The sequence below is a fragment of the Duganella sp. Dugasp78 genome, from assembly GCF_059491455.1.
This window is the reverse complement of sequence record NZ_CP168506.1, coordinates 876,607-894,145: the sequence shown is the minus strand read 5'-3', so window position 1 is coordinate 894,145 and position 17,539 is coordinate 876,607. Positions and strand designations below refer to the sequence as shown.

The following is a 17,539-nucleotide window of genomic DNA, read 5'->3' as shown; positions in this document are numbered from 1 at the left end:
TGTGTTAGACGAGTCCTAAATGTTCGGTTCCGGCCGAGAGATCCCGGTTCTTGGCGGCTTTGCCTTCAAGCTTGATGGCCAGCCGCAGGTCGTTGACGGAGTCGGCGTTGCGCAACGCGTCTTCGTAGGTAATGATATCCGCTTCGTGCAGATCGAACAGCGACTGGTCGAAGGTCTGCATGCCGAGCTCGCGGGATTTCTTCATCAGCTCCTTGATCTCGTGGACTTCGCCCTTGAAGATCAGGTCCGAGATCAGCGGCGAGTTGAGCATGATTTCGATCGCCACCGCGCGGCCCTTGGATTCCTTGCGCGGGATCAGGCGCTGCGAGATCATGCCCTTCAGGTTCAGCGACAGGTCCATCAGCAGCTGCTGGCGGCGTTCCTCGGGGAAGAAGTTGATGATGCGGTCGAGCGCCTGGTTGGCGCTGTTGGCGTGCAGGGTGGCCAGACACAGGTGGCCGGTCTCGGCGAAGGCGATCGCGTGGTCCATGGTTTCGCGGTCGCGGATCTCGCCGATCTGGATCACGTCCGGCGCCTGGCGCAGCGTGTTCTTCAGCGCCACCGCCCAGTCGTCGGTGTCGACGCCCACTTCGCGCTGGGTCATGATGCAGTTCTTGTGCGGGTGGACGTATTCGACCGGGTCCTCGATGGTGATGATGTGGCCGTAGCTGTTCTCGTTGCGGTAGCCGACCATGGCGGCCAGGGTGGTCGACTTGCCGGAGCCGGTGGCGCCGACCATGATGACCAGGCCGCGCTTGGACATGACCACGTCCTTGAGCACCTCGGGCAGGCCGAGGTCTTCCAGCTTGGGGATTTCGCTGGTGATGGTCCGCAGCACCATGCCGACCGAGCTCATCTGCACAAACGCCGACACCCGGAAGCGGCCCAGGTCGCCGGGACTGATGGCGAAGTTGGCTTCCTTGGTCAGCTCGAACGAGGCGGTCTGCTTGTCGTTCATGATGGAGCGCGCCAGGTCCATGGTGTGGGCGGAGGTGAGCACCTGCGACGACACCGGCGTCATCTTGCCGTCGATCTTGATGGCGGGCGGGAAGCCGGCCGTGATGAACAGATCCGAGCCCTTCTTGCTGGTCATCAGCCGCAGCAGGTCGAACATGAATTTGGATGCCTGGTCGCGTTCCATGATGTGTCCTTTTCTCTAAACGTCATTCCCGCGCAGGCGGGAATCCATAGAACGCGTCCTGACACGCTCAGCATGGATTCCCGCTTTCGCGGGAATGACGGCGCGGCGTTTTAACCGGGGAAGTTGTCCGGCGTCTTGGCGGCGTTGCGGGCGGCGGCGGCGCTGATGACGTTGCGCCGCACCAGGTCCGTCAGGTTCTGGTCCAGCGTCTGCATGCCGACGTTGCTGCCGGTCTGGATCGCCGAGTACATCTGCGCGATCTTGGCTTCGCGGATCAGGTTGCGGATCGCCGGCGTTGCCACCATGATTTCGTGCGCCGCCACCCGGCCGTTGCCGTCCTTGGTCTTCAACAGCGTCTGCGAGATCACCGCCTGCAGCGATTCGGACAGCATCGCCCGCACCATCTCCTTTTCATCGGCCGGGAAGACGTCGACGATACGGTCGATGGTCTTGGCGGCCGACGAGGTGTGCAGGGTGCCGAACACCAGGTGGCCCGTCTCCGCCGCCGACAAGGCCAGGCGGATGGTCTCCAGGTCGCGCAGCTCGCCGACCAGGATGCAGTCCGGGTCTTCCCGCAGCGCCGAGCGCAGCGCGTTGTTGAACGACAGCGTGTGCGGCCCCACTTCGCGCTGGTTGATCAGGCATTTCTTCGATTCGTGCACGAACTCGATCGGGTCCTCGATCGTCAGGATGTGGCCGTATTCGTTTTCGTTGAGGTGGTTGACCATCGCCGCCAGGGTGGTCGACTTGCCGGAGCCGGTCGGCCCGGTCACCAGCACCAGGCCGCGCGGCTTGAGCGCGAACTCGGCGAAGATCTTGGGCGCGTTCAGGTCTTCCAGGCTGAGGATCTTGGACGGAATCGTCCGCAGCACCGCCGACGCGCCCCGCTCCTGGTTGTAGGCGTTGACGCGGAAGCGCGCCAGGCCCGGGATCGCGAACGAGAAGTCGCATTCGAGCATCTCTTCGTAGGCCTTGCGCTGGCCGTCGTTCATGATGTCATAGATCATGCCGTGCACGTCCTTGTGCTCCAGCGGCGGCAGGTTGATGCGGCGCACGTCGCCGTGCACCCGTATCATCGGCGGCAGGCCGGCAGACAGGTGCAAGTCCGAGGCCTTGTTCTTGACGGAGAATGCGAGAAGTTCGGAGATGTCCATTTATAATCCCTGTGCCTGGCGTTTATTAACGATTTTTACTCAATGATTATGTCCCTGATCCCCCAGAACTTGCAAGCAATCACCTCGACAATTGTTGCCGCAGCCCAAGATGTTGGCCGTGCGCCGCAGTCGGTGCAGTTGCTGGCCGTGTCCAAGACCTTCGGGCCGGACGCGGTGCTGGAGGCGGTGCAGGCCGGCCAGCGCGCCTTCGGCGAGAATTACCTGCAGGAGGCGCTGGACAAGATCCAGGCGCTGAAGGCGGCCGGCGCGCCCGCGCTGGAGTGGCACTTCATCGGCCCGATCCAGAGCAACAAGACCCGCCCCATCGCCGAGCACTTCGATTGGGTGCACACGGTCGAGCGCGAGAAGATCGCGCAGCGGCTGTCCGAGCAGCGGCCGGCCGGCATGGCGCCGCTGCAAATCTGTTTGCAGGTGAATATCAGCGGGGAAGCCAGCAAGAGCGGCGTGGCCCCGGCGGAACTGGCGGCGCTGGCCCACAAGGTCGCCGCGCTGCCGAACCTGACGTTGCGCGGCCTGATGGCGATCCCGGAGCCGGCCGAAGACTTTGCGCAGCAGCGGGCGGCCTTCGCCCAGCTGCGCGTGCTGTACGAGCAGTTGCGCGCCGAAGGCCTGGCGCTCGACACGCTGTCGATGGGCATGTCGGCCGACATGCGCGCCGCGATCGTCGAAGGCGCGACCATCGTGCGCGTCGGCAGCGCCATTTTTGGTTCACGAAACTACAACAAGGTTTGACGATGAAAATAGCATTTATCGGCGGCGGCAATATGGCCTCCGCCCTGATCGCGGGACTGGCCAACAAGCTCACCGCCGGCGCCAACATCCACGTGGCAGATCCGAACGCGGAAGCGTTGGCCCGCCTGCACCAGCAGTTCGGCGTGACCACAGCCAGCGGCGCAGATGCCGCCGTCTCCGCGGCGGACGTGATTGTGCTGGCGGTCAAGCCGCAAAGCATGCGCGAGGTGGCGGCCCAGCTGCTGCCGCTGATCGACCAGGCCAGGCAGCCGGTGATCGTTTCGATCGCGGCCGGCATCCGCATCGCCGACCTGTCGCGCTGGCTGGGCGGCTACGGCGCCATCGTGCGCTGCATGCCGAACACGCCGGCGCTGATCGGCATGGGCATCACCGGCATGGCGGCGACGGCCGGCGTGACGGCGGCGCAGAAGCAGGCGGCGGACGATATCCTGCGCGCGGTCGGCCCGACGGTGTGGCTGGACGACGAGTCGCAGATCGATGCGGTGACGGCGGTATCGGGCAGCGGCCCGGCGTACGTGTTCTACTTCATCGAGGCGATGCAGCAGGGCGCGGTGGACATGGGGCTGAGCGCGGAGCAGGGCAAGCAGCTGGCGCTGGCCACCTTTGCCGGCGCCGCGCAACTGGCGGTGCAGTCGGACGAGCCAGTGTCGCTGCTGCGCGAGCGCGTGACGTCGAAGGGCGGCACCACCTACGCGGCGCTGACCAGCATGGAGGACAGCGGCGTGAAGGCGGCGATCATCAAGGCGATGAAAGCGGCCCAGCTGCGCGGCAAGGAAATGGGCGACGAACTGGGTTCTTCCAACTAAGACGAAAGGCTGCATGATGACGGTAACACGGTTTTTCCCCTTGATTGCAGCCTGCACCGCCTTACAGGCCGGCGCCGCGACCATCGTCTCTGAAACGGTACAGCGGCCGGAAGGGGCGCGGCATTATCTGCTGGCGCAGCCGGCGTCGCCGGTGGCGGGCAAGCTGCCGCTGGTGATTCTTCTTCATGGCCACGCGGCTACCGCCAACCTGACTTTCGGCAGAGGGCGGATCGACGATCCGGCTGCCGCCTGGCTGACCGTGGCCGACCGCGAGGGCTTGCTGGTCATCGCGCCGGACGGCGCCAAAGGCAGCGACGACAAGCAAGGCTGGAATGACTGCCGCGGCGATGCGCCTACCAATCCCAAGACCGACGATGTCGGCTTCATCGCCGCGCTGATCGACCAGGCGGTCGCGCAGCACAATGCGGATCCGTCCCGGGTGTATCTGTCCGGTGCCTCCAATGGCGGCGGCATGGTGTATCGCGCTGCGATCGAGTTGGGGCCCCGGTTGGCGGCGGTGGCCGTGTCGAGCATGCTGATGCCGGTTAAGAATTTGTGTCCGGCGCCCAAGCGCGCCTTGCCGATACTGGTGGCGCATGGAACCGAAGACAAGATCGCGCCCTACGCTGGGGGCGAAGTGGGGCACTTCCTGTTGACGGGGCGTGGCTCTGGCCTGAGCGCCGAGGAATCGGTGAAGTACTGGCGCGAGCTGGCGCAGTTGCCGCCCACGCCGGTCGTCACCAACGTGCCGCATCGCGACGCGGCCGACAAGACGTCGGTGGTGCGTTATGTCTGGGGCAGCGATCCGAAACAGACGCAGGTCGAATTCCTGAAAATGGAAAACGCCGGTCACGTGCAACCCAGCATTGCACACAGCCTGTCTTGGCTGGTGTTGGCGGTGCTGGGCAAGCAAAACGGCGACCTGGAATACGCCGACGAAACCTGGGCCTTCTTCAAGGACAAGCGCGTAGCGCCCTGACGCCAACGTCATTCCCGCGCAGGCGGGAATCCATACGCCGTCTCCCGGCACGTTCGGCATGGGTTCCCGCGTGCGCGGGAACGACTCAGCCGCCGCCGCAGCCTTGCTTCATCGCGACGATCCATGCGCGTATGAGGTCCACGCCTTCCTTGTGCACCGAGCCGCGTCCCAGTTCCGGCATCATGATGCCGGTCTGGTCGGAGCTGAGCCGGTAGACCATGATCGATTCATCCGGCTTGCCTGGCGCGATGCCGTAGCCATGGCCGCCGGTGCCCGCGCCCGCCGCCACCGGCGGCTTGCACAAGCCCAGATGCAGGTCGGCCGGCGCGCCCATGTTCAGATGCAGCGCGGTGGTGTTGGCCGCGCCCTTGTCGCTGTGGCAGTGGGCGCAGTTGATATCGAGATAGGCGCGGGCGCGCGCGTCCAGCGTCTGGCCTTGGTCGCGCCAGTTGGCGTTGTGCGGCGCGGTGCTCGCTGCATTGGCCGGTACACCACTCAGGTAGCCGATGCGCGCCAGGTAATCGAGCTGGTTGACGGTCACGCCGTCGTAGCTGTAGCTGCGGTTCATATGCCGCGCCTTCGGGCCGATGGGCTGGAACTGGCGCGACTTCACGTCGGCCACGTGGCAGGATGCGCATTGGTTCACGTTCGGCACCACGTAGGTCAGCGGCTTGCGGGTCTGGTCCTCATGCACCACTTCCAGCGGTATCTGGTCGCCGGTGCGCGACAGCACGGCTTCGGTCTGCTCGGCGTTCCACACGTAGGGCAGGGCGATCCAGCCGTCGGCGCGGCGCACCAGCAGGCGGGTTTCGATTAGCCGCACATTGGCCAGATCGAGCTTGTCGCCGCCGGTCTTGCTGGTGTCGTAGGTGGCCAGCACCGCCTTGGCGGGGCCGTCCGCCTTCGGATAGTAGAAGGTCTTGCTGATGATGGTCCCGACCGGGAACTCGAAGGTGGTGTCGGCGTTGTAGACGGCGCTCTGGCCCTTCGGCATCCAGACGGTGCGCAGCTTCTGCGCGTAGTCGGTGAACAGCTGCGTGTTGAGGTCATAGGACACCACGCCAGTGTTCAGGTTCAGGCGTCCGCCGGAGACGGCCATCAGGTGCCAGTCGCTCAACTTGGCCGGATTGCCTTCGGCGATAAAGCTCACCGGGGCCTGGTTCTGCGTGCACGCCGCGAGCATCAGTGCGCAGCTGATTGCTGCGAATCTCACCATCATGACTGCGCGGCGAGTTGGGTGATCGTCACCGGCGGCAGCTTGGCCAGCGCGCAGCGGAACGGCGCGGTGTCCTTGCTGGGGTTCTTGTATTTATTGGGGCCGTCGGCATTCAGTACTTCCACGCCTTCCTGGATGCAGATGCGCTGCTCGGCCGGCATCACGCCCTTGACCAGCAGCTTGGTGTCGACGTAGCCGTCCCACAGCACGTCGGGCAGGTGGCCGCCGATGCCGTACATGGCGATCTTCAGCGCCTTCAGATCAAGGCCGTCGGGCGAATCGCCGCCGCCCTTGAAGCGGTTGTCGTACACGTAGATCGCCTTGGGATACGGATCGTAGCCGGCGGCCACGCCCTTCTCGGTGTAGTAGCCGGTGGAGTGGTAGCTGGAGATGATGACGTTGGCGGTCTGGTTGTCGGTGACGTCGTTGTCGAAGATCTCCACCTTTGAATTGGAGTTGATGACGATGCCGGAACCGGCCGGCACGCTGGCCACCGCCGTGCCGCGCGCGGCGAAGTTGCCGAGGTTGTTCTTCTCGACCTTGTTCTTGTACACGCGCGTGCTATGGCCGGGCTGCGACAGGTTGGGCATGTTGAACACCAGGATGCCGCCGGTGTTGTTGGTGGCGACGTTGTCGTAGACGTCGGCGTTGATGGTGTTCTCGATCTCGATGCCGGCCACGTTCTGCTCGGCGCGGCAGCGGCGCACCACGACGCCGTTGGACTGGCCGACGTAGATGCCGGCGTCGGAGGCGGCGATCGCCACGCTGTCCTCGATCAGCACGTTGCGGGTCTTGACGGGGTAGATGCCGTAGGCGCCGTTGCTGACCTTGGAGCCGCCGGTCCACTGCACCTTGACCTTGCGGATGGTGATGTTGTCGCCATCGTTGATCTTCAGGCCGTCGCCCTTGGAGTCCTCGATGGTCAGGCCTTCGATGGTGAAGTTGCTGGCATAGACCAGCATGCCTTCCGGCCCGGTGACCTGGCCCTTGAACGAGAGGATGGTCTGGTCCATGCCGGCGCCACGTATGGTGACGCCGTTGCCGCGCAGAGTGAGGCCGCTAGTGAGATGATAGGTGCCGGCCGGGATCTCGACCACGCTGCCGGGCTTGGCGTCGAGCAGCTGCTCCTGCAGCTTTTTCTGGAACGCCGCGTCGGCGCTGGCCTGCGCGGCCCTGCTGGGCGCCTCGGACTTGCCGCAGGCGCCCAGCAGGGCGCCGATGGTGCCGCAAAGAGCTAGTGTGCGCATGGCCTTGTACATGTCGTCCCCTCATTCTATTGGTTAGAATTTGTCAGATGTAGAGTGCTTGGCAACATTGAGTATAGCAGCATGTTTTCGGCTGTAAGCGCGTATCATGGTGGGGTTCGTACCATGTGGCGCGACAGCGACGGAAAGGAAAAAAGATGACGAATCGCCGGGTATTTATTCTGAACACTTGCGTCGGGCTGGCCGCTGCCACGCTGGGCCGCATGGCCTGGGCCGAGGACCGCGTGCCGCTGAAGGAAGACGAGCCGCAGGCCAAGGAGTTCCACTATGTGGTTGACGCCGCCAAGGTCGACGGGCACAAATTCCCCGACTTCAAGGCCGGCGACCGCTGCAGCAAGTGCCAGATCTACGAGGACGGCCCGAACAACATGGGCGGCTGCGCCATCTTCCCCGGCAAGCTGGTGGCGGCCGCCGGCTGGTGCACTTCGTTTGGCTGACGTGGGCCTCGACGCTTTCAAGGTCGGTCACCATGGGCTGCCCGATGAAGAGCCGGCAGCTCAATACGGAGGGCATCAAAGCGTTAGCAAACCTAAATGTTCAGAGAACGGGACGAAATCCCGATCGTTATGCAAAAGATGAACCTCGTTCTCGATACACCAGGTCGCAATGATAGTGTCTATTGTTTTGCGAGGCGTTATTCCTTGGACTCGCAGTTTGCGATAATTTCGCGCGGCCTGAATCGCTATTTTTTTTCCGCCGAGACGGGCCATCCGCAGCGCTGACAGAAGCTGTTGAGCGGTTTTGAAATCACGTTCGTCGCGAAAACCTTGTAATACCTCAGTCAGGATCAGGTCGCCGATGAGAAGTGGATCGCTTTGCAAAAGACGATCTAGTATCTGAGTTTGCGGGGTCTGTTGGCCAGAGCGGAAATAATCGATCCATACGCTGGAATCAACCAGGATCATGATCAAGTCTCATTGAGTCGAGATCGCCTTCCCAGTTCAGTTTGCCGCGTTGTTGGCGAAGCTGTTCCTGATGATGAAGACGTATCAATGTGCGCAAGCCAAGCTCTATCGCTTGCTTTTCGCTTTTCACACCTGGAACTTGCAACGCCAGCCGCATCAACTTGTCGTCGATGACGAAGTTCGTTTGCATGATCGCTCCTCGCAAATATCTGCAAATTCTAGCGCGATTTGCCGGCTATTTACGTGCGATCAGCAGGCCGACCACCACGCCGATCGCCGCGCCCAGCCCCACCGATTTCCACGGATTGTCGCGCACGTAGACGTTGGCCGATTCGGCCGCGCCGCGGCCGCGGGCGAGGAGGCTGTCTTCCAGCTTGCGCAGGTCGGTCCTGGCGGTGCGCAGCGTGTCGTCGAAGCGGGCGCGGGTTTCGGAGCCGGGCGCCGGGTCGTTGGCGGCATCCTTCAGCCATTCCTCGGCCTCGCCGATGGCATGCTTCAATTCGTCCATCAGCTTGTCGCGCGCGCTGGCGCTGGCGGCCTGGTTGTCGGCGATTCCTTTTCCGTTTGCTTGTGTCTGATCCATGATGACCTCGTCGAATATCGGAGTGGCAGGGGATAGCCATTGTAGGTAGCGCAGGCGTGGTCGCCTTGCGCTGCCTCAATCGTGTCACCGCAGCGCGTAGTCCAGCGCCACGCCCGCGAACACGGCCGCGCCCAGCCAGTTGTTGTGGCGGAAGGCGTAGAAGCAGGGATCGCGCTCGCGGCCACGGATCAGCGTGTAGTGATAGCAGGCGATGCCGGCCGCCACCACCACGCCGCCGGCGAACCACTTGCCCATGCCCAGCTGCCAGCCGCAGGCCAGCAGCAGGCCCAGGTGCACGGCGTAGCACAGCATCACCGCCGCCACGTCGTGGCGGCCGAAGGTGATGGCCGAGGTCTTGATGCCGATCTTCAGGTCGTCGTCACGGTCGACCATGGCGTACTCGGTGTCGTAGGCCACGGCCCAGAACACGTTGCCGAGCAATAGCACCCAGGCCGCCATCGGCACCGTGTTCTGGACCGCGGCAAACGCCATCGGGATGCCGAAGCCGAAGGCGATGCCCAGGTAGGCTTGCGGGATCGCGAAGAAGCGCTTGAAGTAGGGGTAGGTGCCGGCGATGATGACGGCCGCCACCGACAGTTGTTTGGTCAGCGCGTTCAGCGGCAGAATCAGGCAGAACGACAGCACCGCCAGCGTGCCGGCGATGGCCAGCGCTTCCTTGCCGCTGATGCGGCCGCTGGTGATGGGGCGCTGCGCCGTGCGCTTGACGAACTTGTCGATATCCTGGTCGGCGTAGTCGTTCATCGCGCAGCCGGCCGAGCGCATCAGCAGCGTGCCGAGCGAGAAGATGAGCACCAGCGTCAGGCTGGGCTTGCCGTTGGACGCCAGCCACAGCGCGCACAGCGTCGGCCACAGCAGCAGCAGCGTGCCGATGGGTTTGTCCAGCCTGACCAGGCGAAAGTAGAGCTCCAGCTTGTTCATGGAAAGTGCCGCTTGAAGGGAAAGATCAGGATTATCGCAAATCCTGGCGCTGCCGGCGCAGTGGCGGCATTAGTCGCCGGCGCAGAGGGTGGTGATGCCGGGCAGCTTGCAGGCGGCCACCACTTCGCACACGGCGTCGATGGCGGCCTTGCGGGTGAAGCTTTTACGCCACACGATGACCACCCGGCGCGACGGCTGCGGCGCGTCGAACGGGCGGAATTGCAACATGCCTTCCTTGGTGCCCATGTCCGGCACCGAGGCGCGCGGCAGCACGGTCAGGCCGATGCCGCTGGCCACCATGTGACGGATGGTTTCCAGCGACGAGCCTTCGAAGGTGCGCTGCATGCCATTGCCCGGCGCAGAGAAACGGGCCATCTCGGGACATACTTCCAGTACCTGATCGCGGAAACAGTGTCCGTTACCAAGTAACAGCATATTTTCGGTTTTCAGGTCGTCGGCGGGGATGCTGTGGCGTTTGGTCCACGGGTGTTGCGAGGGCATCGCCACCACGAACGGCTCGTCGTACAGCGCCTGCATCGCCATGCCGTGCTCGGGCAAGGGCAGCGCCATGATGGCGGCGTCCAGCTCGCCCTGGCGCAGCATCTCGATCAGGCGCACGGTGAAGTTCTCCTGCAGGATCAGCGGCATCTGCGGGACTTTGTCGATCATGCCCTTGACCAGCGGCGGCAGCAGGTAGGGGCCGATGGTGTAGATCACGCCCAGGCGCAGCGGGCCGGCCAGCGGGTCCTTGTTCTGCTTGGCGAGTTCCTTGATGGCGGCGGTCTGTTCCAGCACGCGCTCGGCCTGGGCGACGATCTGCGCGCCCAGCGGGGTCACTGAAATCTCGGCGCCGCCCCGTTCGAACAGGACCACGCCCAGTTCATCTTCCAGTTTCTTGATGGCGACCGACAGCGTCGGCTGGGCGACGTAACAGGCTTCGGCCGCATGTCCGAAGTGTTTCGCTCGTGCAACGGCGACGATGTATTTCAGTTCGGTCAGTGTCATAAATGTATTTGAACACAGGCGATGCTGGGATGCAATAATTAGAAAAGGTATTGTAGCGAATGCTGTCGATATAATGCAGCGTATGTTGGTACCACCCATCGAAAGGCAAGCATGTCCTCCACATTTGGTCCAGAAGAAGCGCAAGCCTATCTGCACAAGCTGCTCAAGGTGATGCACCACACGGGCGGGTCGGATTTGTTCATTTCCGCAGATTTCCCGCCGAGTATGAAATCGCAGGGCGCGATGAAGCCGCTGAGCCAGCAGAAGCTGACCGGCAGCGTGACGCGCGCGCTGGCGCTGTCCATCATGAACGACAAGCAGAAGCGCGAGTTCGAGGCCGAGCTGGAATGCAATTTCGCGATCTCGCTGCCGGAGGTGTGCCGCTTCCGCGTCAACGTCTTCGTGCAGCAGCAGAACGTGGCCATGGTGATACGCACCATCGCGTCGGAAATCCCGAACTTCGAAAAGCTGGACCTGCCCGAGGTGCTCAAGGACGTCATCATGACCAAGCGCGGGCTGGTGCTGGTGGTGGGCGGCACGGGCTCGGGCAAGTCGACCACGCTGGCGGCCATGATCGACTACCGCAACGCCAATTCGGCCGGCCACATCATCACGGTCGAGGATCCGGTCGAGTACGTGCACAAGAACAAGGGCTGCCTGATCACGCACCGCGAGGTGGGCGTGGACACGCTGTCGTGGCACAACGCGCTGAAGAACACGCTGCGCCAGGCACCGGACGTGATCCTGATCGGCGAGATCCGCGACACCGAGACCATGGAGCACGCGATCGCGTTTGCCGAGACCGGCCACCTGTGCCTGGGCACGCTGCACGCGAACAACTCCAACCAGACCATGGACCGCATCATCAACTTCTTCCCGGAGGAGCGGCGCAACCAGCTGCTGATGGATCTGTCGTCCAACCTGCGCGCCATCGTCTCGCAGCGGCTGGTGCGCACCGAGGACGGCAAGGGCCGCAAGGCGGCCATTGAAATCCTGCTCAACACGCCGACCATCGCCGAGATGATCTTCAAGGGGAACTTCCAGGCGATCAAGGAAATCATGCACAAATCGCGCGAGCTCGGCATGTGCACCTTCGACCAGGCGCTGTACGAACTCTATAATAAGGGCTACATCGCCTACGAAGAGGCGATCCGCAACGCCGACTCGGCCAACGGCCTGCGCCTGCAGATCAAGCTGCGCGGCGACCGCAAGGAGCCGGGCGACAACAGTCCGAGCACCGCCGATACGCTCAGCATGCAGATCGACGAAGAGCCGGAAGACGAAGAACCCAAATAAACCAGAAAAACCTTATGCCTCAATTTGAAACCAAGATCTGCCCCCGTGAACAACTGGCCGCGCGCGTTGCCGCCCTGCCCAAGCCGGTGGTGCTGACCAACGGCGTGTTCGACATCCTGCACCGCGGCCACGTCACCTACCTGGCGCAGGCGCGCGCGCTGGGCGCCTCGCTGGTGGTGGCCGCCAATACCGACGCCTCGGTCAAGCGGCTGGGCAAGGGCGACGACCGTCCGCTCAACAACTGCGCCGACCGCATGGCGGTGCTGGCCGCGCTGGAAGCGGTGAGCCTGGTGGTGGACTTCGACGAAGACACCGCGCTGGAGGTGGTGCAGCAGGCGCGGCCGGAAATCTACGCCAAGGGCGGCGACTACCAGATGGACGCCATCCCCGAAGGCCAGGCCGTGCTGGCCTACGGCGGCCAGGCCATCGCCATCGATTTCGAGCACGACCGCTCGACCACCAAGCTGCTGACCAAGGTGCGCGCCCAGCGGCCTTAACCTGAATATGCGCCTGCTGATCGCCGCCTTCGCCGCGCTGCTGTTCCTCGGCGTGTTGTGGGGCCCCGCGTTCGCGATCGCGCTGCGCTACTGGCGGCGCGGCGACGCGCGCGCCTTCCGCCAGCTGCGCTTCCTCTATCCGGCCCAGCTGATCGCGACGGTGTCGCTGGCCTTCGCCGCCGACCTGCTGGGCCTGCGCAACCCGGCCGCGCTGGCGGCCGCCAGCACCGTCTGCGTGAGCCTGGCCGGCGCCGGCGCGCTGGCCTTGCTGCTGGCTTTCTCCCCGCGTTCCAATCGCGCGCGGGCTGACAGGGCCTGAAAAAGCTCCTAGACTGAATCTCCCAAAAATGCTCGGGAGGACGTCATGGAACTGCATCTGCAATCGCATCGCTGGCAGGCGCGCCTGCCGGATTGGGCCGCCGCTGCGGTCGCGGGCTTCGGCGCCGGCGGCGTGCTGATGCTGCTTGAACTCAGCTGGTCCGCGATAACCAACGCCGCCGATCCCTGGCTGGCCACGCACGTGATCGCCGCACTGGTGATGAGCTGGGACGTGCTGCAAACCAATGGCTACAGCCTGGGCGTGACGGCCGCCGCGCTGCTGGTGCATTACGCGCTGGGCGTGGTGTTCGGCGTCATGCTGGCGGCCATCATGGCGCCGTTCCGGCTCGATTCCAGCACCGCCCTGGCGCTGGCGACGGGCGCCGTGTTCGGCCTGCTGCTGTATGTGCTGAACTTTTACGGCATGACCGGTGTCTATACATGGTTCGTAGCGCTGCGGGGCTGGCCGACGGCCATTGCCCACGTCGTCTTCGGGATGGCCGCAGCCTACATTTATCTCAAGCTGGAAAGGCCGGGTCGGCCGCGTTAGCTTCTGGAACCCATTATGGCGCTAGCACTGATACTGATACTGATCGTCGTTGGCGCCCTGGAATTTCATTATATGAGTCCGTGGTGGCTCACGCCCATCGCCTCCAACTGGCAGCAGATGGACGATGCGCTGCTGCTGACCTTTGCCTTCACCGGCGTGGCCTTCGTTGCCATCAACCTGTTCATCGCCTACGCGGTGGTGACGTTCAGGCATCGGGACGGCGTGCGCGCGGCGGCCACGCACGGCGGCGCCGCGCTGGAGTGGTGGCTGGTCGGCGCGACTACGCTGGGCATCGTCGCACTGCTGGCGCCGGGCTTGTCGGTGTACGCCAAGCTGATCGATCCGCCGGCCGACGCGATGGTGTTCGAGGTACTGGGCCAGCAGTGGCAATGGCATTACCGCCTGCCGGGCAAGGACGGCAAGCTGGGCGGCACCGACATGCGTTTCATCAGCAACGCCAACCCCTACGGCATCAATCCCGCCGACCCCGGCGGCCAGGACGACCTGCTGGTGCAAGGACAGGAGGTGCACATCCCCGTCGGCCGGCCGGTGCGCGTGCTGCTGCGCGCGCAGGACGTGCTGCATGATTTTTATGTGCCGGAATTCCGCACGCGGATGAACATGGTGCCGGGCATGGTGACGTCGTTCTGGTTCACGCCGTCGCGCGTCGGCCGGTTCGAGGTGATGTGCGCGCAGCTGTGCGGCATCGGCCATTTCAATATGCGCAGCTATGTGGTGGTGGACGATGGGCCGGCCTACCAGGCCTGGCTGGCGGCGCAGCCGACCTTTGCCGCCACCGCGACGGCCGTGGCCCGGGGCGACGAGCCGCGCAAGCAGGGGCGCCTGCTGGCGCAGTCGCGCGGCTGCGCGGCCTGCCACAGCATCGACGGCAACTCCGGCGTGGGGCCGACGTGGAAAGGATTGTTCGGCAAGAACGAGATCATGAACGACGGCGCCACCGTGCACGTGGACGAGGCGTATCTGCGGGAGTCCATCACCAGGCCCGCCGCGCGCATCGTCAGGGGCTATCAGCCCATCATGCCGGCGCAGCAGCTGAGCCCGACCGAGGTGGCGCAGCTGGTCGACTACATCAAGACCCTCAGATAGGGAGACCGGCATGAGCTACGGCGGCGCGCATCCTCACAGCTTCTGGACCCGTTATGTATGGAGCCAGGACCACAAGGTGATCGCGATCCAGTACACCATCACGGCGCTGCTGATCGGGCTGGTGGGGCTGGTGTTGTCGGACCTGATGCGCCTGCAGCTGGGCTTTCCCGGCAGGTTCGCCTTTATCGACGCCAGCCGCTACTACCAGTTCATGACCATGCACGGCATGATCATGGTGGTGTACCTGCTGACGGCGCTGTTCCTGGGCGGCTTCGGCAACTACCTGATCCCGCTGATGGTGGGCGCGCGCGACATGGTGTTTCCCTTCCTGAACATGCTCAGCTACTGGTTCTACCTGCTGGCGGTGCTGATCCTGGCGGCCAGCTTTTTCGTGCCCGGCGGGCCGACCGGCGCCGGCTGGACCTTGTATCCGCCGCAGGCAATACTGCCCGGCACGCCGGGCACGGAGTGGGGCATCGTCGTGATGCTGGTGTCGCTGCTGGTGTTCATCGCCGCCGCCACCATGGGCGGGTTGAACTATGTCACCACCGTGCTGCAGGCGCGCACGCAGGGCATGACGCTGATGCGCATGCCGCTGACGGTGTGGGGGATCTTCACCGCCACCATCCTGGCGCTGTTCGCGTTCCCGGCGCTGTTCGTCAGCGGCGTGATGATGCTGCTCGATAAAACGCTGGGCACCAGTTTCTTCATGCCGGCGGTGGTGTCGATGGGGCTGCACTTGCCGCACCAGGGCGGCAGCCCGCTGCTGTTCCAGCACCTGTTCTGGTTTTTCGGCCACCCGGAAGTGTATATCGTGGCCTTGCCGGCGTTCGGCATCATTTCCGACCTGATCAGCGTGCACGCGCGCAGGCAGATCTTCGGCTACAAGATGATGGTGTGGGCCATCGTGGTGATCGGCGGACTGAGCTTCGTCGTCTGGGCCCACCACATGTACGTGAGTGGCATGCATCCGTATTTCGGCTTCTTCTTCGCCACCACCACGCTGGTCATCGCCGTGCCCACCGCGCTCAAGGTCTACAACTGGACGCTGACCTTGTGGCGCGGCGATATACACCTGACTGTGCCGATGCTGTTCGCGGTCGGCTTCATCAGCACCTTCGTCATCGGCGGGCTGACCGGGCTATTCCTGGGCAATGTCAGCGTCGATATCCCGCTGTCGAACACCTATTTCGTGGTCGCACACTTCCACATGGTGATGGGCGTGTCGCCGGTGCTGGCGGTGTTTGGCGGCCTGTATCACTGGTTCCCCAAGGTGAGCGGGCGCATGTACGACGTCATGCTGGGCCGGCTGCATTTCTGGATCACCTTTGTCGGCACGTATCTGATTTTCTTCCCCATGCATTACCTGGGCTTGCTGGGCATGCCGCGGCGCTACTATGCCTACGACCACTACGCCTTCATTCCCGCATCGGCACAGTCGCTGAACGCCTTCATCACCGTCGTGGCCTTGTTCGTCGGCGTATCGCAGCTGCTGTTCGTGTTGAACCTGTGGTGGAGCACCTTCCGCGGCAGGGAGGCGGGCGGCAATCCCTGGCGCGCGGCCAGCCTGGAGTGGCATACGCCGCAGACGCCGCCGGTGCATGGCAACTGGGGCGAGCACACGCCGGTGGTGTATCGCGGCGCCTACGAGTACGGCCTGCAGGATGGCGACAGCGACTATGTGGCGCAGGACCAGGCGCCGAACGACGAGGTGGCCCGGCGGCCGGTCCCGCTGCCGGAGGCGCCATGAGCCCCAGCCTCTACCTGGTGGCCAAGCACGCCGACACGCTCAGGCGGAGCACCGGCCTGTGGGTGTTCATGGGCGTGATCGGCATGCTGTTCTTCCTGTTCAGCAGCGCCTACGTGATGCGCATGGCGGCCCCGGACTGGCGGCCGCTGCCCTTCATTCCCCGGCAGCTGTGGCTGAGCACCGCGCTGCTGGCCGCCGCGAGCGTGGCCTGGCAACGCGCTTGGCTGGCCGCGCGCGCGTACGGGCTGCATGCGTTGCGCGCGGCGTACACGATTGCCTGCGTCTGCTCGCTGGCCTTCCTGGCATCGCAGCTGGCGGCCTGGCGGGAGCTGGACGCGGCCAGGCTGACGCTGGACGCGAATCCAGCCAACAGCTTCTTTTACCTCATCACCGGCCTGCACGGCCTGCATGTGATCGGCGGGCTGGTGGTGGCGGCCTGGGCGCGCCGCGACCTCGGCCGCGACAGCGTCACCCTGCAGCTGTGCGCGCGCTACTGGCACTTCCTGCTGGGCTTGTGGCTGGCCATGTTCGGCCTGCTGTTCGGCGTGACGCCCGCGCTGGTCAATCAAATCTGCGGAGGCGGACCATGAGCAAACAGGGCGACACGGCCGGCTGGCAAGGCATGATGGCGGACTGGTCGGGAGACCGCGCCGCCTTCCGCGTGCCGTGGGGCAAGGCGATGATGTGGATCTTCCTGCTCAGCGACACCTTCATCTTCGGCAGCTTCCTGACCGGCTACATGTCGGTGCGCATCGCCACCACGGCGGCCTGGCCCGATCCCAGCCAGGTGTTCGCGCTGACGATAGGCGGCACCAGGCTGCCGCTGCTGCTGATCGCCATCATGACCTTCGTCCTGATCACCAGCAGCGGCACCATGGCGATGGCGGTCAACTACGCCTACCGGCGCGAGCGGGCCCGCTGCGCGGCGCTGATGCTGCTGACCGCCGCGCTGGGCGCGACCTTTGTCGGCATGCAGGCCTTCGAGTGGACCACGCTGATCGGGGAGGGCGTGCGGCCGTGGATCAATCCCGACGGCGCGGCGCAGTTCGGCGCCTGCTTCTTCATGATCACCGGCTTCCACGGCCTGCACGTGACGGCCGGCGTGATCTACCTGAGCATTGTCGCCCGGCGCGTGCGGCGCGGCCACTACGAGCGCGGCGGCAACTACGACATCGTCGAGATCGCCGGCCTGTACTGGCACTTCGTCGACCTGGTGTGGGTGTTCATCTTCGCGTTGTTTTATCTTTGGTAGGA

At 64.3% G+C, this 17,539-nt stretch carries 21 protein-coding genes; 12 read left to right on the top strand and 9 right to left on the bottom strand.

From position 1 onward, the window contains the following. Window positions 1-4: 4 nt before the first annotated feature. Window positions 5-1,141, bottom strand: a complete 1,137-nt coding sequence (locus ACEN9O_RS03940) for a PilT/PilU family type 4a pilus ATPase (protein ID WP_495616344.1) — start codon at window positions 1,139-1,141, stop codon at window positions 5-7. A 110-nt stretch (window positions 1,142-1,251) separates the two neighbouring features. Continuing rightward, entirely contained in the window at window positions 1,252-2,295 is a 1,044-nt protein-coding gene (locus ACEN9O_RS03935; protein WP_116992371.1) for a type IV pilus twitching motility protein PilT, read from the bottom strand. Window positions 2,296-2,343: 48 nt separating this feature from the next. Between ACEN9O_RS03935 and ACEN9O_RS03930 the strand changes: the two genes are divergently transcribed. From ACEN9O_RS03930 to ACEN9O_RS03920, 3 genes are read left to right on the top strand one after another with little or no spacing between them, the layout of a single operon-like run. Beyond that, window positions 2,344-3,048, top strand: a complete 705-nt coding sequence (locus ACEN9O_RS03930; RefSeq protein WP_495616343.1) for a YggS family pyridoxal phosphate-dependent enzyme — start codon at window positions 2,344-2,346, stop codon at window positions 3,046-3,048. Window positions 3,049-3,050: 2 nt separating this feature from the next. Next, the gene (proC, locus tag ACEN9O_RS03925; protein WP_495616342.1) at window positions 3,051-3,875 is read left to right on the top strand and encodes a pyrroline-5-carboxylate reductase; all 825 of its coding nucleotides are present in this window, start codon (window positions 3,051-3,053) and stop codon (window positions 3,873-3,875) included. 13 nt (window positions 3,876-3,888) lie between these two features. Further along, a complete protein-coding gene (locus ACEN9O_RS03920; protein ID WP_495616341.1) occupies window positions 3,889-4,854 on the top strand; it encodes a CE1 family esterase in 966 nt (321 codons plus the stop codon). 85 nt (window positions 4,855-4,939) lie between these two features. Here ACEN9O_RS03920 and ACEN9O_RS03915 read toward each other — a convergent pair whose 3' ends face one another. Together ACEN9O_RS03915 and ACEN9O_RS03910 are read right to left on the bottom strand one after the other, a co-directional pair. Further along, the gene (locus tag ACEN9O_RS03915; protein WP_495616340.1) at window positions 4,940-6,073 is read right to left on the bottom strand and encodes an SO2930 family diheme c-type cytochrome; all 1,134 of its coding nucleotides are present in this window, start codon (window positions 6,071-6,073) and stop codon (window positions 4,940-4,942) included. Then, window positions 6,070-7,317, bottom strand: coding sequence for a parallel beta-helix domain-containing protein (locus ACEN9O_RS03910; RefSeq protein ID WP_495616339.1), 1,248 nt, complete (start codon window positions 7,315-7,317; stop codon window positions 6,070-6,072). The genes ACEN9O_RS03915 and ACEN9O_RS03910 overlap by 4 nt, the downstream gene beginning before the upstream one ends. A 155-nt stretch (window positions 7,318-7,472) precedes the next feature. Between ACEN9O_RS03910 and ACEN9O_RS03905 the strand changes: the two genes are divergently transcribed. Next, window positions 7,473-7,772 carry a high-potential iron-sulfur protein gene (locus ACEN9O_RS03905; RefSeq protein WP_495616338.1) on the top strand — a complete coding sequence of 100 codons (300 nt, stop codon included), beginning with the start codon at window positions 7,473-7,475 and terminating at the stop codon, window positions 7,770-7,772. A 75-nt stretch (window positions 7,773-7,847) separates the two neighbouring features. On the opposite strand, the gene vapC is transcribed toward ACEN9O_RS03905, so the two are convergent. The 5 genes from vapC to ACEN9O_RS03880 all read right to left on the bottom strand — a co-directional run bounded on the left by vapC (window position 7,848) and on the right by ACEN9O_RS03880 (window position 10,767). Then, window positions 7,848-8,240, bottom strand: coding sequence for a type II toxin-antitoxin system VapC family toxin (gene vapC / locus ACEN9O_RS03900; protein WP_495616337.1), 393 nt, complete (start codon window positions 8,238-8,240; stop codon window positions 7,848-7,850). Further along, window positions 8,227-8,430 (bottom strand): type II toxin-antitoxin system VapB family antitoxin, encoded by a 204-nt coding sequence (locus tag ACEN9O_RS03895; protein ID WP_495616336.1) that lies wholly within the window; start codon window positions 8,428-8,430, stop codon window positions 8,227-8,229. Before ACEN9O_RS03895 ends, vapC begins: the two co-directional genes overlap by 14 nt. Window positions 8,431-8,475: 45 nt before the next feature. Further along, window positions 8,476-8,823, bottom strand: a complete 348-nt coding sequence (locus tag ACEN9O_RS03890) for an ElaB/YgaM/YqjD family protein (RefSeq protein ID WP_495616335.1) — start codon at window positions 8,821-8,823, stop codon at window positions 8,476-8,478. An 84-nt stretch (window positions 8,824-8,907) separates the two neighbouring features. After that, window positions 8,908-9,762: a 4-hydroxybenzoate octaprenyltransferase gene (ubiA, locus tag ACEN9O_RS03885; protein ID WP_495616334.1), complete on the bottom strand. Its 855-nt coding sequence runs from the start codon at window positions 9,760-9,762 to the stop codon at window positions 8,908-8,910. A gap of 69 nt (window positions 9,763-9,831) precedes the next feature. Beyond that, window positions 9,832-10,767: a hydrogen peroxide-inducible genes activator gene (locus tag ACEN9O_RS03880; protein ID WP_495616333.1), complete on the bottom strand. Its 936-nt coding sequence runs from the start codon at window positions 10,765-10,767 to the stop codon at window positions 9,832-9,834. Window positions 10,768-10,878: 111 nt separating this feature from the next. Here ACEN9O_RS03880 and ACEN9O_RS03875 point away from each other — a divergent pair, with 111 nt between their 5' ends. From ACEN9O_RS03875 to ACEN9O_RS03840, 8 genes are read left to right on the top strand one after another with little or no spacing between them, the layout of a single operon-like run. Further along, on the top strand, window positions 10,879-12,063 hold the full coding sequence (locus tag ACEN9O_RS03875; protein WP_495616332.1) for a PilT/PilU family type 4a pilus ATPase: 1,185 nt from the start codon (window positions 10,879-10,881) through the stop codon (window positions 12,061-12,063). A gap of 14 nt (window positions 12,064-12,077) precedes the next feature. Next, on the top strand, window positions 12,078-12,560 hold the full coding sequence (gene rfaE2, locus ACEN9O_RS03870) for a D-glycero-beta-D-manno-heptose 1-phosphate adenylyltransferase (RefSeq protein WP_495616331.1): 483 nt from the start codon (window positions 12,078-12,080) through the stop codon (window positions 12,558-12,560). Window positions 12,561-12,567: 7 nt separating this feature from the next. After that, window positions 12,568-12,879 (top strand): hypothetical protein, encoded by a 312-nt coding sequence (locus tag ACEN9O_RS03865; RefSeq protein ID WP_495616330.1) that lies wholly within the window; start codon window positions 12,568-12,570, stop codon window positions 12,877-12,879. A gap of 45 nt (window positions 12,880-12,924) precedes the next feature. Next, window positions 12,925-13,428 carry a hypothetical protein gene (locus ACEN9O_RS03860; RefSeq protein ID WP_495616329.1) on the top strand — a complete coding sequence of 168 codons (504 nt, stop codon included), beginning with the start codon at window positions 12,925-12,927 and terminating at the stop codon, window positions 13,426-13,428. A gap of 15 nt (window positions 13,429-13,443) precedes the next feature. After that, complete coding sequence (locus tag ACEN9O_RS03855; RefSeq protein ID WP_495616328.1) at window positions 13,444-14,535, top strand: c-type cytochrome; 1,092 nt, start codon at window positions 13,444-13,446, stop codon at window positions 14,533-14,535. A 10-nt stretch (window positions 14,536-14,545) separates the two neighbouring features. After that, a complete protein-coding gene (gene ctaD / locus ACEN9O_RS03850) occupies window positions 14,546-16,285 on the top strand; it encodes a cytochrome c oxidase subunit I (RefSeq protein WP_495616327.1) in 1,740 nt (579 codons plus the stop codon). Then, window positions 16,282-16,875, top strand: a complete 594-nt coding sequence (locus ACEN9O_RS03845) for a cytochrome c oxidase subunit 3 (protein ID WP_495616326.1) — start codon at window positions 16,282-16,284, stop codon at window positions 16,873-16,875. Before ctaD ends, ACEN9O_RS03845 begins: the two co-directional genes overlap by 4 nt. Continuing rightward, the gene (locus tag ACEN9O_RS03840; protein WP_495616325.1) at window positions 16,872-17,537 is read left to right on the top strand and encodes a heme-copper oxidase subunit III family protein; all 666 of its coding nucleotides are present in this window, start codon (window positions 16,872-16,874) and stop codon (window positions 17,535-17,537) included. The genes ACEN9O_RS03845 and ACEN9O_RS03840 overlap by 4 nt, the downstream gene beginning before the upstream one ends. Window positions 17,538-17,539 lie beyond the last annotated feature (2 nt).

Bases quoted from the DNA above. Each gene is read 5' to 3' on its own strand.
- ACEN9O_RS03940 (WP_495616344.1), bottom strand. From the start codon at position 1,141: ATGGAACGCGACCAGGCATCCAAATTCATGTTCGACCTGCTGCGGCTG.
- ACEN9O_RS03935 (WP_116992371.1), bottom strand. From the start codon at position 2,295: ATGGACATCTCCGAACTTCTCGCATTCTCCGTCAAGAACAAGGCCTCG.
- ACEN9O_RS03930 (WP_495616343.1), top strand. From the start codon at position 2,344: ATGTCCCTGATCCCCCAGAACTTGCAAGCAATCACCTCGACAATTGTT.
- proC (WP_495616342.1), top strand. From the start codon at position 3,051: ATGAAAATAGCATTTATCGGCGGCGGCAATATGGCCTCCGCCCTGATC.
- ACEN9O_RS03920 (WP_495616341.1), top strand. From the start codon at position 3,889: ATGATGACGGTAACACGGTTTTTCCCCTTGATTGCAGCCTGCACCGCC.
- ACEN9O_RS03915 (WP_495616340.1), bottom strand. From the start codon at position 6,073: ATGATGGTGAGATTCGCAGCAATCAGCTGCGCACTGATGCTCGCGGCG.
- ACEN9O_RS03910 (WP_495616339.1), bottom strand. From the start codon at position 7,317: ATGCGCACACTAGCTCTTTGCGGCACCATCGGCGCCCTGCTGGGCGCC.
- ACEN9O_RS03905 (WP_495616338.1), top strand. From the start codon at position 7,473: ATGACGAATCGCCGGGTATTTATTCTGAACACTTGCGTCGGGCTGGCC.
- vapC (WP_495616337.1), bottom strand. From the start codon at position 8,240: ATGATCCTGGTTGATTCCAGCGTATGGATCGATTATTTCCGCTCTGGC.
- ACEN9O_RS03895 (WP_495616336.1), bottom strand. From the start codon at position 8,430: ATGCAAACGAACTTCGTCATCGACGACAAGTTGATGCGGCTGGCGTTG.
- ACEN9O_RS03890 (WP_495616335.1), bottom strand. From the start codon at position 8,823: ATGGATCAGACACAAGCAAACGGAAAAGGAATCGCCGACAACCAGGCC.
- ubiA (WP_495616334.1), bottom strand. From the start codon at position 9,762: ATGAACAAGCTGGAGCTCTACTTTCGCCTGGTCAGGCTGGACAAACCC.
- ACEN9O_RS03880 (WP_495616333.1), bottom strand. From the start codon at position 10,767: ATGACACTGACCGAACTGAAATACATCGTCGCCGTTGCACGAGCGAAA.
- ACEN9O_RS03875 (WP_495616332.1), top strand. From the start codon at position 10,879: ATGTCCTCCACATTTGGTCCAGAAGAAGCGCAAGCCTATCTGCACAAG.
- rfaE2 (WP_495616331.1), top strand. From the start codon at position 12,078: ATGCCTCAATTTGAAACCAAGATCTGCCCCCGTGAACAACTGGCCGCG.
- ACEN9O_RS03865 (WP_495616330.1), top strand. From the start codon at position 12,568: ATGCGCCTGCTGATCGCCGCCTTCGCCGCGCTGCTGTTCCTCGGCGTG.
- ACEN9O_RS03860 (WP_495616329.1), top strand. From the start codon at position 12,925: ATGGAACTGCATCTGCAATCGCATCGCTGGCAGGCGCGCCTGCCGGAT.
- ACEN9O_RS03855 (WP_495616328.1), top strand. From the start codon at position 13,444: ATGGCGCTAGCACTGATACTGATACTGATCGTCGTTGGCGCCCTGGAA.
- ctaD (WP_495616327.1), top strand. From the start codon at position 14,546: ATGAGCTACGGCGGCGCGCATCCTCACAGCTTCTGGACCCGTTATGTA.
- ACEN9O_RS03845 (WP_495616326.1), top strand. From the start codon at position 16,282: ATGAGCCCCAGCCTCTACCTGGTGGCCAAGCACGCCGACACGCTCAGG.
- ACEN9O_RS03840 (WP_495616325.1), top strand. From the start codon at position 16,872: ATGAGCAAACAGGGCGACACGGCCGGCTGGCAAGGCATGATGGCGGAC.